This is a genomic window from Pontibacter sp. SGAir0037, assembly GCF_005491705.1.
GTDB lineage: Bacteria > Bacteroidota > Bacteroidia > Cytophagales > Hymenobacteraceae > Pontibacter.
This window is the reverse complement of record NZ_CP028092.1, coordinates 3,738,234-3,752,636: the sequence shown is the minus strand read 5'-3', so window position 1 is coordinate 3,752,636 and position 14,403 is coordinate 3,738,234. Positions and strand designations below refer to the sequence as shown.

Genomic DNA, 14,403 nt, shown 5'->3' with positions numbered 1-14,403 from the left:
AACCTTAGATAAAGTAGTTTAAAAATAGAATCAGGGCGATGCTGAACACCATCACTAGTAAATAAAAGCCGGTGGCACCACTTTGTGCAAAGCGGAGGGTGCGGCTACTTACCATCACCACCTTACCAACTCCATTTACAATACCGTCAACCAGTACCGTATCTACCACACGGTGCAGTATACCTGAGAGCCACATAAGCGGGCGAACAAATATCGCATTGTAGATTTCATCGATGTAGTACTTATGATACACCAGGTTATGTGCCGGAGATAAAGGTGTGCCTTCTTCTGCCGGTAGTGTATTCTTCTTCACATACATGGCATAAGCTATAATAATAGCAACTACAGCTACGGCTACCGATACACCCATTAGCATGTACTCTGTCGCATGATCAACCTGTAGCGGAGCTAAGGCTGTAGAACTGGCTGCGCGGGCATAGTCGTATATTGGTTCAAAGTAATTAGCCAAAATATGATCGGCTCCGAATACTTCCGGCATTCCGATAAAACCACCGATAGTAGATAACACAGCCAGCGCAATAAGAGGAATGGTCATAACAGCTGGTGATTCGTGCAGGTGATGGCGTTGTTCTTCTGTGCCTCTGAAGTTCCCGAAGAAGGTCAGGAACAGCAATCGGAACATGTAAAAAGCCGTCATAAAAGAAGCCAGCACGCCAAATCCCCACATAATTTTGCTGTGGTGCCATACGTGAGCCAGCAATTCGTCTTTAGAGAAGAAACCGGCAAAAGGAGGTATTCCGGAAATAGCCAGCGTACCAATCAGAAAGGTAAGAAATGTAATAGGAAGGGCTTTTCGTAAACCGCCCATTCTGCGGATGTCCTGCTCGTTGCTCATAGCGTGAATTACGCTACCGGCACCCAGGAAAAGAAGCGCTTTAAAGAATGCATGTGTTAACACATGAAATATAGAAGAGGAGAAGGCCATAACACCCAGCGCCAGGAACATGAATCCTAACTGGCTGACTGTGGAGTAAGCCAATACCTTTTTGATATCGTTTTGTGCCAGACCTATGGTAGCTGCCAGCAGGGCTGTTATCAGACCGATGATAGCAATAACTTCTAAGGTAGTAGGAGCCAGTACATATAATACGTTGGAGCGGATAACCATGTAGATGCCAGCGGTAACCATGGTGGCTGCGTGTATCAGAGCCGAAACAGGAGTAGGGCCTGCCATCGCGTCTGGTAGCCATGTAAACAAAGGAATCTGTGCACTTTTACCCATTGCACCTACAAACAGTAACATGGTAATGGCAATCAGTACAGTAGAATCCTGCATGCCGGTCATGCGGGCTGCAGAGGCAAATACTTCCGGATAGCTTACACTACCGAAGGTAATAAAGATCAGGAAAATGCCTAATAAAAAGCCTAAGTCACCAATACGGTTCATGATGAAGGCTTTCTTAGCAGCATTGTTATAGTTGGTGTTCTTATTCCAGAAGCCGATGAGCAGGTAAGAGCAAAGACCTACACCTTCCCATCCTACAAACATCATTACATAATTAGAGCCCAGTACCAGCAGGAGCATGGAGAACATGAACAGGTTCAGGAAAGAAAAGAACTTTCCAAAGTTTTCGTCGTGGCTCATGTAGCCTGAAGAGTACAGGTGGATAAAGAAACCGATACCTGTTACCATGAGCATCATGAGCAACGTAAGCTGGTCGATCAGAAAGGAAAAGCTGATTTGCAGGTTACCTACCGATACCCAGTTATAATAATCTACTATATAAGATCTGCTACCGTTGGAGGTAAAGTCAAAAAATAAGTATACAGAGATCAGGAAAGAGGCCAGTACGGTTCCACAGCCAATTATTCCCACCAAACCTTTGGCTATTTTACGGTTTCCAAGTCCGTTAATTAAAAAGCCAATGAAAGGCAGCAACGGAACAAGTAAACACAGCAGCCCCATTTCCGGGTTATTGGCGGGCATTACTATTTCTTGCATCTTATAGTTATTTAAGCTTTAGTAGTTCAGGTTTAGGAGCTGTTACCACTTCAGGTAATTGAGTAACTGCACATCGGTAGAGCGTATATTGCGATAGGTCATTACAATAATCGCTAGCCCCACACATACTTCGGCTGCTGCCACAGCCATGATAAAGAACACGAATACCTGGCCGTTAGCATCGGAACGATAGGCAGCAAAAGCAGCCAGCAACACGTTCACGGCATTTAGCATGAGCTCTATACACATGAAAATAACAATGGCATTTCGCCGGGTAAGCACTCCTATTACGCCTATAGAAAACAGGGCGGCACTAAAGTAAAGGTAGTACTCTAAAGGAATGGTTCTGATAACCTCAGGTATCTGGTTCATCTTATGTAGGGTGAACTTATGGCTGATTGATGTATAATCCTATATCAATTCGCAAAGTTATCCTCATTTTTTAAATATCCATAACATATTTATATTCTTATTGAACCTTTGCACTTTGGTTGTAACAACAATATATCTGCAGCTTATATCTGCTTCGTACAGTTTTGAATGGAGTGCGTATACTGGTAATTAACTTGTTTCAGCTTTATGGTTTTGCAGCGTTTTTTTCTTATAGCCATTATATTAACAGCACTTCTTACTTTTTCCTGCAGGCGCCTTCCCGAAACCCGCGTACTTATTTCGGAATCTCCTGTTTCTATTGATTCAAGCTTAAGAATGAGAGCATCTATTCAAAATAAGGTATTTTATGATAAAATCCCTTCCGCGTCTGGTTTAGAGGCTGTAGGTAAATATTATTATGTTATCGGAGACGATTCTCCTTTTTTATACAAGCTGGATCAGGACTTTCAGCTGGTGGAACGGCTTGTATTATCAGATACAGCAAATTTTATAACAGGAAGAGTGCCGAAAGCCGAGAAACTGGACCTAGAAGGGATGACCTCTTTTTTAAGGAACAACAAACATTACCTGCTGCTGTTGGGTTCTGGCTCCGGGCCTATGCGCAACAGTGCTTTTTTAGTGGAAAATGCCGGTTCTCCAAACAGCAATGTTGTGGTTACCGTGCATAAATTAGAAGATCTTTATGCACAAATTCAAAGTTCTGGGGCTTTGCAAAATGCCGAACTAAACATAGAAGGAGTAGCAGCAAGCAATGATAAGTTGTTTTTACTGCAGCGCGGTGTTGGAGATGGTTCTAATATACTTCTTTCGTACGACCTGGATGAATTTTTCAGATTTCTTACCTACAACCCTGTAGAGCAAGAATCAGCTGATTCTGGTTTAAGCTTAAGTGGCGGTGCTGGTATCGGAGATGCAACTGAAAACCTGCATGTTCCAACTTTCCCTGCGCCGGCTATTCATCAGTTTCATCTGCCTATTTTAGGTGATTTGCAAGCTGGTTTTTCGGGTGCATTTGTTTTCGATGAAAAGCTGTTCTTTACTGCTTCTATAGAAAATACAGCAGACGCTGTAAATGATGGTGAGGTGTTGGGCAGCTACATAGGGTATATTCCTCTTGATGCTATTCCTGCCGACGATAGCGCTATCGTATCGGTTCCGGCCGCTGTTATTACCCGACCTGATGGCGCTACGTATATAGGAAAAGTTGAATCGCTGGTTGTGCTTGAGAAAAGCGGCGGTGGCAGGCGGTATAGAATAATTGCTGTGTCGGATGATGACAGGGGCAATTCAGAACTGTTAGAGGTTCAGCTAAGAACAAGGCCATAAAAAAGCCGAAGTGAATTGCTCCGGCTTTTACTGTATCTTATGTTCTGAAATTTAGAAGTGACTTTCTCCTGTTTCTTTCTTTCCAAGCATAACAGCACCTACCATGGCTACTAAGAAAAGCACCGAGGCCAGCTCGAAGGGCAACAGGTATTGTGTAAACAGTACAGCTCCCAGGTTTTCTACCATGCCTATTTGAGAGTTATATTCTTCTGGCGTAGATACTGTTAAAGCAGCATCTTTCATGGCCGCAATAAATACCACGAAAAGCATACCTCCAGCTATAGTACCTGCTATTTTTGTGATTGTTTTTGTTTTTACATCCTGCTGGTTTTTACCCAGGTTCAGGAACATGATTACGAACAGGAACAATACCATAATAGCTCCGGCATACACAATAATGTTGACAGCCGCCAGAAATTGTGCGTTCAGCAGAATGTAATGTCCTGAAATGGTGAAGAAGGTAATGATCAGGAAAATTACGCTATGAACAGGGTTTTTTGAAATAACGACCATCAGTGCGCACAGCAGCGTAAGGAAAGCAAGGAAATAAAACAGGTTCTCTGTCATCGGAGTTTATTTTGTTTCTGTAGTTTTTAATGGCTCTACCAATCGGTCTTTGCCATATATAAATTCATCGCGCTCGAAACGGGCCGGAGCAAGTTTATCATCCTGTAAGAAAATAGCAGCTTTAGGGCATGCCTCTTCACATAAGCCGCAGAAGATACAACGCAGCATATTTACCTCGTAGGTTACTGCATATTTTTCTTCACGATACAGGTTCTCTTCTCCTTTTTTGCGCTCACCGGCTGTCATGGTTATGGCTTCTGCCGGACAGGCTACAGCACAAAGTCCGCAGGCAGTGCAACGCTCACGGCCTTGCTCGTCGCGCTTTAGCACGTGCAGGCCACGCCACACATCACTGCGCTGGCGCGTTTCTTCCGGGTAATGTATAGTTGCTTTCTTTTTAAAGAAGTGCTTCAGGGTAATAGAAAGACCTTGAGCAATAGCAGGAAGATAAGCTCTCTCTGCGAAAGTCATTTCCTTTTTTTCAACGTTCTTTCTTCTATTTGATAATGGTTCCATTTCTTTCAGCTTATGATTGTTGGCGTATGTCTGTTTTAACAGTCATATAACAGGCAACATTCAAGTTTAGGTACTTTATTTTAAAATAAGTGCTCTTTCAGTAGAATACCACCGCCTGTTAATAAAATATTCAGGATAGCAAGCGGAATCAATATCTGCCAGCCCAGCTTCATCAGTTGGTCGTAACGGAAGCGTGGAAGCGTCCAGCGAACCCACATAAAGAAGAAGATGAACAGGAATATTTTGGTGAACATGGCCACCACCCCTACTATCGTAACCACGTTGTTCGCCAGTACGGGATCGCTGATGGCTGCTCGCAGGTTCTCCATAAACGGGAAATTGTAAGCACCAAAGTAAAGTGTAGACATTACTGCAGACGCTACAAAGATGTTAATATATTCTGCAAACAGGTACATTCCCAGCTTCATAGAGCCATACTCTGTGTGGTAACCACCAATTAGTTCGGCCTCACTTTCAGGTAAGTCGAAAGGTGTACGGTTACATTCTGCAAAGGCACATACCAGGAAAATGATAAACCCAAGTGGCTGGTACCAGATGTTCCAGTTAAAGCCTGCCTGTTGTGCTGCAATCTCTCTTAATGAAAGTGAGCCGCTCAGCATTAACACCGCGATCAGGGATAAACCCATTGCCAGTTCATAACTGATATTTTGCGAGGCAGCACGTATGGCACCCAGTAACGAGAATTTATTATTGGAAGCCCATCCTCCAATCATCAGTCCGTATACGCCCAAGGAAACTATTCCAAATACATAAAGAACACCAATATTTACTTCGATCGCCTGTAGAAATACTTCGCGTCCGGCTACCAGTAATCTGTCACCAAACGGAATAACAGCACTCGACATCAAGGCTACAATCATGGCAATGCCCGGCCCTATAATAAACAGCGCTTTGTTAGCTTTTGCTGGTATAAAATCTTCTTTAAAAAAGAGTTTACCGGCATCGGCTAACGGCTGCAGCAGTCCCATTGGTCCGGCACGGTTCGGCCCCCTGCGGTCCTGGATAAAAGCTGCAATTTTACGCTCGAAATAAGTAGAGTAGGTTGCAATCAGCAGGGTGATGCCAAAAATTGCCAGGATGTATATCGCTTTATATATTAGGTCTACAGACTCCATAAATTAGTGCTGAGGCAGGTTTTTCTTAGTAGATTTAGGTAAGTTCGGCACAATCGGTACATTCACTACAGGAAGTTCATAGTGGTTGGCTGATATAACAGAGCCTCTGTCTATGTGTCGAGGGCCTTCTATGGTCCAGTCGCTCATTTCTTTTTTATCGAAACGGCAGGTATTACAGATAAACTCTTCTACTTCGTTGTATTCGTCCTTACGGGCTGTTACGCGAAGTACCTGATCACCACGGTTCCAAAGTGTTACCTTGCCGCTGCATGTTGGGCAGTCACGGTGGGCATCCAGCGGTTTAGTAAACCATACCCGGTTTTTGAAACGCCAGGTTTTATCTGTTAAAGCACCCACAGGGCATACATCAATTACGTTTCCGGAGAAATCGTTGTCGATTACATTCTCGATGTAAGTACCGATCTCCGCAGCGTCGCCACGACCTAATACACCGTGCACACGCTTATCCGTAATCTGATCGGCTGTATACACACAACGATAGCACAGGATGCAACGCGTCATGTGCAGCTGGATGTAAGGGCCTAAGTCTACTTTATTGAAAGTACGTCTTTCTTCTTCGTAGCGGGTGGCACTCACACCATGCTCATACGAAAGGTCTTGCAAGCTACACTCACCAGCCTGGTCGCAGATCGGGCAATCCAGCGGGTGGTTAATAAGCAGCATTTCTACAATACCTTTGCGGGCATTCAGTACATCTTCGTTGGTTGTGTTTTCTACCACCATGCCATCCTGTACTTGTGTAATACACGAAGCAACCAGTTTAGGCATTGGACGCGGATCTTTGGCAGAACCTTGTGTTACTTTCACCAGGCACACGCGGCACTTACCGCCGCTGCCTTTTAAAGGGCCATAGTAACACATGGCAGGAGGCACCACATTGCCACCAATTTTTCTAGCGGCCTGCAGAATGGTAGAACCGTCTTCTACCTCTACCTCTATGCCGTCAAAAGTTATTTTAGCCATTTGTTAATTTATCTTTGATGGAAGGGTATCTATTGCCTTCACCTTTTTATACTACACTTATTATTATTGTTCTTTTTTCAATCTTGTAACCTGCAAGGATCTTGCTTGCTCTTAGCTGAGGCTTAGACTTTTTCGAACCAAGTTTCTTTCAGAATGACAGTATTTAAAAAAAACTTCAGAGGTTTTCCAAAAATCCCTATCCTTTTTAAGGCGGAGTTTAAGTTAGAATTCCTGTAAACGTAAGCAACTAAAAATCTGCTATCTTACGTCTTGATACATGTATCGTGCTACGCACCTAAGCTGTTACTTCTGCCAACTGGCCTCTGTATACTGCTCCAGGTGCTGTTGCTTCTTTCGGGTGCTTGATATGCCACTCGAACTCTTCGCGGAAGTGACGTACTGCACTTGCTACAGGCCATGCGGCGGCATCACCCAGCGGGCAGATGGTATTACCTTCAATCTGTTTTGCCACACTTACCAGCAGGTCTATATCCTGCTGATGCCCGTGTCCATGTTCGATGCGATGCAATACTTTTTCCATCCAGCCTGTACCTTCACGGCAAGGGCTGCACTGGCCGCACGATTCATGGTGGTAGAAGCGGGAGTAGTTCCACGTGTTACGCACGATGCACTGGTCTTCATCAAACACGATAAAAGCACCTGAACCCAACATAGATCCACTCACAAATCCACCGTCTGAAAGCGATTCGTAAGACATCAGGCGTGGTTCGCCTGCTGCAGTTTTCAGGATCAGTTCTTTGGGAAGAATCGGAACAGAAGAGCCACCTGGTACAACTGCCTTTAACTGCTTGCCTTTCCAGATGCCTCCGCAGTATTCATCTGAATAAATAAACTCCTCTACCGGCACTCCCAGCTCAATTTCATAAACACCAGGATTGTTGATGTTACCGCTGGCAGAAATAAGTTTTGTACCAGTACTGCGCCCTATACCCACTTTAGCGTATTCAGCACCTGTGTTGTTGATGATCCAAGGCACAGAAGATATTGTTTCCACGTTGTTCACCACTGTTGGGCTGGCAAATAGACCTTTTACAGCCGGGAAAGGCGGTTTATTCCGTGGGTTACCGCGCTTGCCTTCCAAAGACTCCAGTAAAGCAGTTTCTTCACCGCAGATATAAGCTCCTCCTCCTGGTGCTACATGTAGGTCCAGATCGTAGCCTGAACCCAGAATGTTTTTGCCAAGTAAGCCTGCTGCATAAGCTTCTGCAATGGCTTTCTCCAGAATGCGCAGGATGAACATCAGTTCACCACGGATATAGATATAAGATGTATTAGCACCCAATGCATAACTAGAGGCAATCATACCTTCTACTAAAGCATGTGGGTTCTTCTGCATGAAGTAACGGTCTTTGAAAGTCCCGGGCTCTGATTCATCTGCGTTACATACTAAATAACGCGGAACACCTTCTGGTTTAGCCAGGAAGCTCCATTTCATACCTGCCGGGAAGCCAGCTCCACCACGACCACGCAGGCCAGCAGTTTTTACCTCTTCCACCACTTCTTCCGGTGTCATCGTTTTCAAAGCCTTTTCTACCGAGCGGTAGCCGCCATGCTTACGATATACTTCCAGCGTTTCAATGCCAGGTACGTTTATATGTTCGGTTAATATTTTAAGTCCCATGCTGACAGGATATTTTGTAGTTTTCTTGTGCCCGATTTTTAGTTCAGGCTTTTCTTTCTTTCGGACAAAGGATTTTTTTTGCTAACGGACAAAAGACTTTATAAAGGAATAGCTTTTAATAACAACATCCTTTGCTTTTGTCCATTATCTTTTGCCTATTTCGAAACTTGGTGATAAGGCGTTTCCACTGGTGTGTTGCGCATCATCTCTAAGAAAGCATCGACACGTTCTTCTGTATCCAGGTTCTCGTAATACTTTTCACGCACCTGTAGCATCGGACCTGAGCCACAGGAAGCGAGGCACTCAACAGGCTTTAAGGTAAACATACCGTCAGCAGTTGTTTCGCCTTCCTCTATATTCAGCTTTTGCTTCAGCATATCGATCATCTGATCTGCACCTCGCAGGCAGCAAGGGCCTGTGCGACATACTTCCAAAACATGCTTGCCAACTGGTTTTAAGTTGAACATGGTATAGAAAGTGGCAACCTCATATACTTCGATTGGCTGTATATTTAGTATTTGGGCAATTTTATCCATTGCTTCAGGGCTAACCCAGCCACCAAACTCTGCCTGTGCAATGTGCAGGATCGGCAGGATAGCAGACTTTTGTCTGCCCTCCGGATAGTGGCTGATGTAACGCTGAATCTCGGCCATTCCAGCTTCAGAAAACTGTACTTCGTTTATAGTCTCTGCCATTTTTATAGTTCATTTATCAAGGACCAAAGGCCGCTGATAACTTGTATTTTAATTATTAAGCGTCTAGCTCGCCTGCAATTACGTTTAAGCTACTCAGTGTCAGGATAGCGTCTGCCAGCTGACCACCCTTAATCATTTCAGTATAGGCCTGGTAGTATATAAAGCATGGGCGGCGGAAGTGTAATCTGTAAGGTGTTCTGCCGCCATCGCTGATCAGGTAGAACCCTAACTCACCGTTTCCACCTTCAACACTGTGGTATACCTCGCCTTTAGGAGCATCTGTTTCACCCATTACTATTTTAAAGTGATAGATTAGCGCTTCCATGTTGGTGTAAACTTCTTGCTTTGGAGGCAGGTAATAGTGGGGAGCATCTGCGTGATAAGAGCCTTCAGGTAAATTCTTGTAGGCCTGCTCAATAATTCTTAAGCTTTGCCATACTTCCTCATTGCGCACTAAAAAGCGATCGTAAGTGTCACCTTTGGAGCCTACCGGAATGTCAAACTCAAAGTCCTCGTAAGAAGAGTAAGGGTTCATCACACGCACATCGTAGTCGACACCGGCAGCACGCAGGTTAGGACCTGTAAAACCGTAGCTCAGGGCACGTTCTGCTGAAATGGCACCCACATCGGTTGTTCTGTCCATGAAGATACGGTTGCGTGTCATCATCTTCTCAAACTCCGCCCACACTTTCGGGAAGCGCTTCAGGAACTCTCCGATCAGGTGCAATGCCTTTGGAGACAGATCGCGTTCCATACCGCCTATACGGCCCATATTGGTCGTTAGTCGGGCACCGCAAACCTCTTCGTAAATATCATAGATGTTTTCACGCTCCTGCATCACATACAGGAAGCCTGTAAATGCACCAGAGTCCACACCCAGAATAGAGTTACAGATCAGGTGATCAGAGATTCGAGCCAGTTCCATCATAATCACACGGATGTACTGCGCACGCTTCGGTATGGTAATACCCAAGAGTTTCTCTACTGTCATATGGTACCCCATGTTATTGATAGGGGAGGAACAGTAGTTCATGCGATCAGTTAAAGGCGTGATCTGGTAGAACGGTCTGCGTTCTGCTATTTTTTCAAAGGCCCGGTGGATATAACCGATTGTAGGCACTGCGTCTACAATCTTCTCACCGTCCATTTGCAGGATGTTCTGGAAAATGCCGTGCGTTGCCGGGTGCGTTGGCCCCAGGTTCAGCGTAGTTAGTTGCTGCTCGTCCTGCAGGGCAAGTCCGTGATCTTTTCGGAATTGCTCTATTTCAGTCAGTTCAGCTGTTTTATTTTCAGTCGCCATTTTTATGTCCTTTGGCTTAACGTCCGAAATATGTATCTATCTTATCTTCCCTTGTCCGGTCTTCCAGCGGATATTGCTTCAGCATTGGGTGGTATTCCATTTCTTCGATGTTCAGAATACGTGTCAGGTTCGGGTGCCCTTTAAAGATAATGCCGTAGAAGTCAAAAGCCTCACGCTCCATCCAGTTAGTGGTAGCGTAAACGCCCGTCATGGTTGGCATCACAGGGTCTGAACCTGGTATAAACACCTTAATCCGAACACGGTAGTTATGGCGCAAGCTGTGCAGTTGATACATCACGCACAGTTCTTTGCCTTTTTGTTCCGGATAGTGAATACCGCACATCGTGGTCAGGAAGCTTATTTGCAGTTCCTTGTCGTCGCGCAGGTAAGTGATCAGGTTAACAATCGTTTCACGGTTAGTGGTAAAGGTCATAATACCATCCGGGTTGTAAGCATCCCAAATGTTCTCTTCCCCAAACTCGCTGATTATTTTACCTAGTACGTTTTCGTTCGTAAGCTCCATTTGCTTATTTAATGTTATAAGAGGCTAAAAGCGCCTGGTATTCCGGCGAATTACGGCGGCGTAGCGATTCATTTGCAGCTAAATCCTGCACACGCATCAAGCCGTCTAAGATTTGCTCAGGGCGTGGAGGGCATCCGGGTACGTACACATCCACAGGAACAATACGATCGATGCCTTGTAAAACGGAATAGGTATCAAAAATGCCACCTGAGGAAGCACAGGCTCCTACAGCTACTACCCAGCGTGGTTCTGCCATCTGCTCGTATACCTGTTTCACAACTGGCCCCATCTTTTTAGCGATAGTACCCATTACGAGCATAATATCTGCCTGGCGCGGGGAGAAGCTTGGCCTCTCTGAACCGAAGCGGGAGATGTCGTAATGCGACCCCATGGTTGCCATATACTCAATACCACAGCAAGAAGTAGCAAAAGGCAAAGGCCAAAGCGAATTCTTACGTGCTAAACCAATTACTTTCTCAAAGGAAGTGGCGAAAAAACCAGCTCCGGAATGCCCCTCAGGAGCATCTACCATTTTTATATCTTGATTTGAATCACTCATTGTAGATCGTTTTATTTTACAAGCGGGATGCTAGTACCCTCAGTTTTAACACAAATGAACTTGTAAAAGTTTAATGGTCTATTCCCACTTTAAAATACCTTTTTTCAGCACGTAGAAGAAACCTGCCAGCAGTAAGCCCATGAAAACAACCATCTGTAAAAAGCCTTCTAAACCGAATGAGCGGAAGTTTACTGCCCAAGGGTATAAGAAGATGATTTCCACATCGAAAAGCACGAAGAGAATGGCCGTCATGAAATATTTATAAGAGATAGGCGTGCGGGCATCACCAACAGACTCTATACCGCTTTCCCAGGACGCATCTTTTACTTCGCTGCTTCGCTTCGGGCCTAGCGTATGCGTAGCCACTAAGGCAAAAATAACAAAGCCAAGGGCTGCTGCAAACTGAATAAGAATCGGTAAATAATCCGACGGTAAGTACTGATCTACAGTAGTTTCCATATAGCTGTAATCCGTTGTTAAAATTTGGGAGCAAAATTAGGTATAAATAGCCAACAATCAAAAGCATAACTATACTGTAATATCTGTAGAAATCTGCATTTCAGGCAGTTTAAGACTATTTTAAAATCATTCTAAATAGTGTGTTGGGATGAATTAGAAATTGTGAATTAAAAATCAAAATTGAGTTTGGGAATATGAGCCGGAATATACCTGTTTATAAATTATAGCTCTCAGAAACCTAATTTGTTGCATCGTTACATGGTAACAACCTAGTGGCTACAGGACTTTAATAGGTGGGTACGAATAAATAACCGGGGAGAGGTTGTAAACGACTGTCACAAGTTTCAGAGCTATGATAAAAATAAAGGCAAGTTTTCAACTATGAACGTGTACCTGCAAGAGGAGCACGCAAGGTGAAAACTTGCCCAAAGAGAACTCAGGTCGTAAACCTGGAGCAGTATAAGCGGCAATTACGCCATTCAGCTTTTCTGATTTAGCACTGCACTACTTGTCTTCTCCTAAGAACGGGTAACGGTAGTCTACCGGAGGAGCAAAGGTTTCTTTAATTGATCTTGGTGACACCCAGCGCAGCAGGTTGAGCATGGAGCCTGCTTTGTCGTTGGTTCCGGAAGCTCTGGAGCCTCCAAATGGCTGCTGGCCTACCACGGCACCCGTTGGCTTATCGTTGATGTAGAAGTTGCCGGCTGCATCACTCAATTTTTTAGTAGCCAGTTCTACAGCATAGCGGTCACGGCCGAATATGGCCCCTGTTAAAGCATAAGGAGACGTAGAATTTACCAGCTCCAGCGTATCTTCGAAATAGTTCTCGTCATACACATAAATAGAGATAACCGGCCCAAAGATTTCTTCGCAAAGTGTTACGTATTGCGGATTATGGGTTTGTATAACCGTAGGCTCAATAAAATAGCCTTTGGATTTATCATGGTTACCGCCAACAATAATCTCAGCCTCGTTGTTGCTGTTCTTGGCATTGTCTATATAGCGGGCAATTTTATCGAATGACTTTTCATCAATAACAGCATTAATGAAGTTGCTGAAGTCTTCTGGAGGACCCATTTTAAAGGACTTCACATCTTCTATCACATATTGCTTTACCTCGTCCCATAGGTTGCTTGGAATATAAGCACGCGAAGCGGCCGAGCATTTCTGGCCCTGGTATTCGAATGCACCCCGTACAATGCCAGTGGCCAGTACGCGCGGATCAGCAGAACTGTGAGCCAGGATGAAGTCTTTACCACCGGTTTCGCCCACAATGCGCGGGTAGGTTTTATACTTATGAATCTTTTCTCCGATAGTTCTCCAGATGTTCTGGAATACGGCAGTGCTTCCGGTAAAGTGAATGCCTGCAAAATCAGCATGGTTAAAAATTACATCACCAGCTACAGGGCCATCTACATACACTAAATTGATTACGCCATCAGGTAATCCTGCCTCGTGGAAAAGCTCCATAATCATATGAGCGGCGTAAATTTGTGTATAAGCTGGTTTCCAGACTACCACATTTCCCATAAGAGCGGCAGAAGCTGGCAGGTTGCCGGCTATGGCCGTAAAGTTGAATGGCGTAAGTGCAAATACAAAGCCTTCCAGCGGGCGGTGCTCCATACGGTTCCAAATGCCAGGAGAAGATTCCGGTTGCATCTGGTAAATCTCCGTCATGTAGTGCACATTAAAGCGCAGAAAGTCGATAAACTCACAGGCAGAATCAATCTCAGCCTGGTAAGCGTTTTTTGACTGGCCCAGCATGGTCGCGGCATTCAGCCTGGCTCTCCAGGGGCCAGCGAGTAAGTCCGCTGCTTTTAAGAAAATGCTGGCTCTGTGTTCCCAGCTCATATTAGCCCATTGTTCGCGGGCTGCCAGAGCAGCGTTAATGGCTTGTTCCACGTGTGACGCATCGCCCTCGCTAAAGTGCCCCAGTGTGTGCTGGTGGTCGTGTGGTTGCAGCATAGGCTGCTTATTGTCTGTATACACTTTGTCGCCGCCGATGTACATTGGTACATTCAGCTGTTTCGACTTTAGTTCTTTATAGGTACGCTGTAGTTCTGCTCTTTCGGGGGAGCCGGGGGCATAAGACTTTACAGGCTCGTTTACAGGTGTTGGTACTCTAAAAAATCCAGTTGCCATGCTTTACTTTGGGTTTTGTAGATTAGCTAAAATAGTTCATGAGGCATACCGCTATGCAGGGCCTCTGTGCAAAGGTACGCCTAATTGGGTAAGAAATCAGGAATTCTGAATTAGAAATTATGTCTGAAGAACAGTTGCTCAGGCAGAGCGTATATTTAAACCTGATGCCGGTAAGCGAAAGATGGAGCCGGCTTCTTT

General features: G+C 44.8%; 14 protein-coding genes. 1 reads left to right on the top strand and 13 read right to left on the bottom strand.

The window, feature by feature from the left end; all coding sequences use genetic code 11:
• Positions 1-4: 4 nt before the first annotated feature.
• Together nuoL and nuoK are read right to left on the bottom strand one after the other, a co-directional pair.
• On the bottom strand, positions 5-1,963 hold the full coding sequence (gene nuoL, locus C1N53_RS15345; RefSeq protein ID WP_137760149.1) for an NADH-quinone oxidoreductase subunit L: 1,959 nt from the start codon (positions 1,961-1,963) through the stop codon (positions 5-7).
• 42 nt (positions 1,964-2,005) lie between these two features.
• Positions 2,006-2,335 carry an NADH-quinone oxidoreductase subunit NuoK gene (gene nuoK / locus C1N53_RS15340; RefSeq protein WP_137760148.1) on the bottom strand — a complete coding sequence of 110 codons (330 nt, stop codon included), beginning with the start codon at positions 2,333-2,335 and terminating at the stop codon, positions 2,006-2,008.
• Between the two features lie 336 nt (positions 2,336-2,671).
• Here nuoK and C1N53_RS15335 point away from each other — a divergent pair, with 336 nt between their 5' ends.
• Complete coding sequence (locus C1N53_RS15335; protein ID WP_137760147.1) at positions 2,672-3,682, top strand: hypothetical protein; 1,011 nt, start codon at positions 2,672-2,674, stop codon at positions 3,680-3,682.
• A 51-nt stretch (positions 3,683-3,733) separates the two neighbouring features.
• Here the strand turns inward: C1N53_RS15335 and C1N53_RS15330 are convergent, their stop codons facing one another.
• The 11 genes from C1N53_RS15330 to pruA form a co-directional block, all read right to left on the bottom strand.
• Positions 3,734-4,249: an NADH-quinone oxidoreductase subunit J gene (locus tag C1N53_RS15330; protein WP_137760146.1), complete on the bottom strand. Its 516-nt coding sequence runs from the start codon at positions 4,247-4,249 to the stop codon at positions 3,734-3,736.
• Positions 4,250-4,255: 6 nt separating this feature from the next.
• Complete coding sequence (locus tag C1N53_RS15325; RefSeq protein WP_168194041.1) at positions 4,256-4,765, bottom strand: NADH-quinone oxidoreductase subunit I; 510 nt, start codon at positions 4,763-4,765, stop codon at positions 4,256-4,258.
• Between the two features lie 80 nt (positions 4,766-4,845).
• On the bottom strand, positions 4,846-5,901 hold the full coding sequence (gene nuoH / locus C1N53_RS15320) for an NADH-quinone oxidoreductase subunit NuoH (protein ID WP_137760145.1): 1,056 nt from the start codon (positions 5,899-5,901) through the stop codon (positions 4,846-4,848).
• Positions 5,902-5,904: 3 nt separating this feature from the next.
• Entirely contained in the window at positions 5,905-6,885 is a 981-nt protein-coding gene (locus C1N53_RS15315) for a 2Fe-2S iron-sulfur cluster-binding protein (RefSeq protein WP_137760144.1), read from the bottom strand.
• Between the two features lie 295 nt (positions 6,886-7,180).
• Entirely contained in the window at positions 7,181-8,527 is a 1,347-nt protein-coding gene (gene nuoF / locus C1N53_RS15310) for an NADH-quinone oxidoreductase subunit NuoF (protein ID WP_137760143.1), read from the bottom strand.
• Between the two features lie 155 nt (positions 8,528-8,682).
• Positions 8,683-9,222, bottom strand: coding sequence for an NADH-quinone oxidoreductase subunit NuoE (gene nuoE / locus C1N53_RS15305; protein WP_137760142.1), 540 nt, complete (start codon positions 9,220-9,222; stop codon positions 8,683-8,685).
• Positions 9,223-9,277: 55 nt separating this feature from the next.
• Positions 9,278-10,522: an NADH dehydrogenase (quinone) subunit D gene (gene nuoD / locus C1N53_RS15300; protein ID WP_137760141.1), complete on the bottom strand. Its 1,245-nt coding sequence runs from the start codon at positions 10,520-10,522 to the stop codon at positions 9,278-9,280.
• 16 nt (positions 10,523-10,538) lie between these two features.
• Positions 10,539-11,045 carry an NADH-quinone oxidoreductase subunit C gene (locus C1N53_RS15295; protein ID WP_137760140.1) on the bottom strand — a complete coding sequence of 169 codons (507 nt, stop codon included), beginning with the start codon at positions 11,043-11,045 and terminating at the stop codon, positions 10,539-10,541.
• 4 nt (positions 11,046-11,049) lie between these two features.
• The gene (locus C1N53_RS15290; protein WP_305790899.1) at positions 11,050-11,604 is read right to left on the bottom strand and encodes an NADH-quinone oxidoreductase subunit B; all 555 of its coding nucleotides are present in this window, start codon (positions 11,602-11,604) and stop codon (positions 11,050-11,052) included.
• Positions 11,605-11,682: 78 nt separating this feature from the next.
• Positions 11,683-12,063 carry an NADH-quinone oxidoreductase subunit A gene (locus C1N53_RS15285; RefSeq protein WP_137760139.1) on the bottom strand — a complete coding sequence of 127 codons (381 nt, stop codon included), beginning with the start codon at positions 12,061-12,063 and terminating at the stop codon, positions 11,683-11,685.
• A gap of 504 nt (positions 12,064-12,567) precedes the next feature.
• Positions 12,568-14,205 carry an L-glutamate gamma-semialdehyde dehydrogenase gene (gene pruA / locus C1N53_RS15280; RefSeq protein WP_137760138.1) on the bottom strand — a complete coding sequence of 546 codons (1,638 nt, stop codon included), beginning with the start codon at positions 14,203-14,205 and terminating at the stop codon, positions 12,568-12,570.
• Positions 14,206-14,403 lie beyond the last annotated feature (198 nt).

What these genes read in the sequence shown, in the direction of transcription:
- nuoK (WP_137760148.1), bottom strand. Translation starts at nt 2,335, where the DNA reads ATGAACCAGATACCTGAGGTTATCAGAACCATTCCTTTAGAGTACTAC.
- pruA (WP_137760138.1), bottom strand. Translation starts at nt 14,205, where the DNA reads ATGGCAACTGGATTTTTTAGAGTACCAACACCTGTAAACGAGCCTGTA.
- nuoD (WP_137760141.1), bottom strand. Translation starts at nt 10,522, where the DNA reads ATGGCGACTGAAAATAAAACAGCTGAACTGACTGAAATAGAGCAATTC.
- nuoF (WP_137760143.1), bottom strand. Translation starts at nt 8,527, where the DNA reads ATGGGACTTAAAATATTAACCGAACATATAAACGTACCTGGCATTGAA.
- C1N53_RS15335 (WP_137760147.1), top strand. Translation starts at nt 2,672, where the DNA reads ATGAGAGCATCTATTCAAAATAAGGTATTTTATGATAAAATCCCTTCC.
- C1N53_RS15285 (WP_137760139.1), bottom strand. Translation starts at nt 12,063, where the DNA reads ATGGAAACTACTGTAGATCAGTACTTACCGTCGGATTATTTACCGATT.
- nuoL (WP_137760149.1), bottom strand. Translation starts at nt 1,963, where the DNA reads ATGCAAGAAATAGTAATGCCCGCCAATAACCCGGAAATGGGGCTGCTG.
- C1N53_RS15295 (WP_137760140.1), bottom strand. Translation starts at nt 11,045, where the DNA reads ATGGAGCTTACGAACGAAAACGTACTAGGTAAAATAATCAGCGAGTTT.
- C1N53_RS15330 (WP_137760146.1), bottom strand. Translation starts at nt 4,249, where the DNA reads ATGACAGAGAACCTGTTTTATTTCCTTGCTTTCCTTACGCTGCTGTGC.
- C1N53_RS15290 (WP_305790899.1), bottom strand. Translation starts at nt 11,604, where the DNA reads ATGAGTGATTCAAATCAAGATATAAAAATGGTAGATGCTCCTGAGGGG.
- nuoE (WP_137760142.1), bottom strand. Translation starts at nt 9,222, where the DNA reads ATGGCAGAGACTATAAACGAAGTACAGTTTTCTGAAGCTGGAATGGCC.
- nuoH (WP_137760145.1), bottom strand. Translation starts at nt 5,901, where the DNA reads ATGGAGTCTGTAGACCTAATATATAAAGCGATATACATCCTGGCAATT.
- C1N53_RS15325 (WP_168194041.1), bottom strand. Translation starts at nt 4,765, where the DNA reads ATGGAACCATTATCAAATAGAAGAAAGAACGTTGAAAAAAAGGAAATG.
- C1N53_RS15315 (WP_137760144.1), bottom strand. Translation starts at nt 6,885, where the DNA reads ATGGCTAAAATAACTTTTGACGGCATAGAGGTAGAGGTAGAAGACGGT.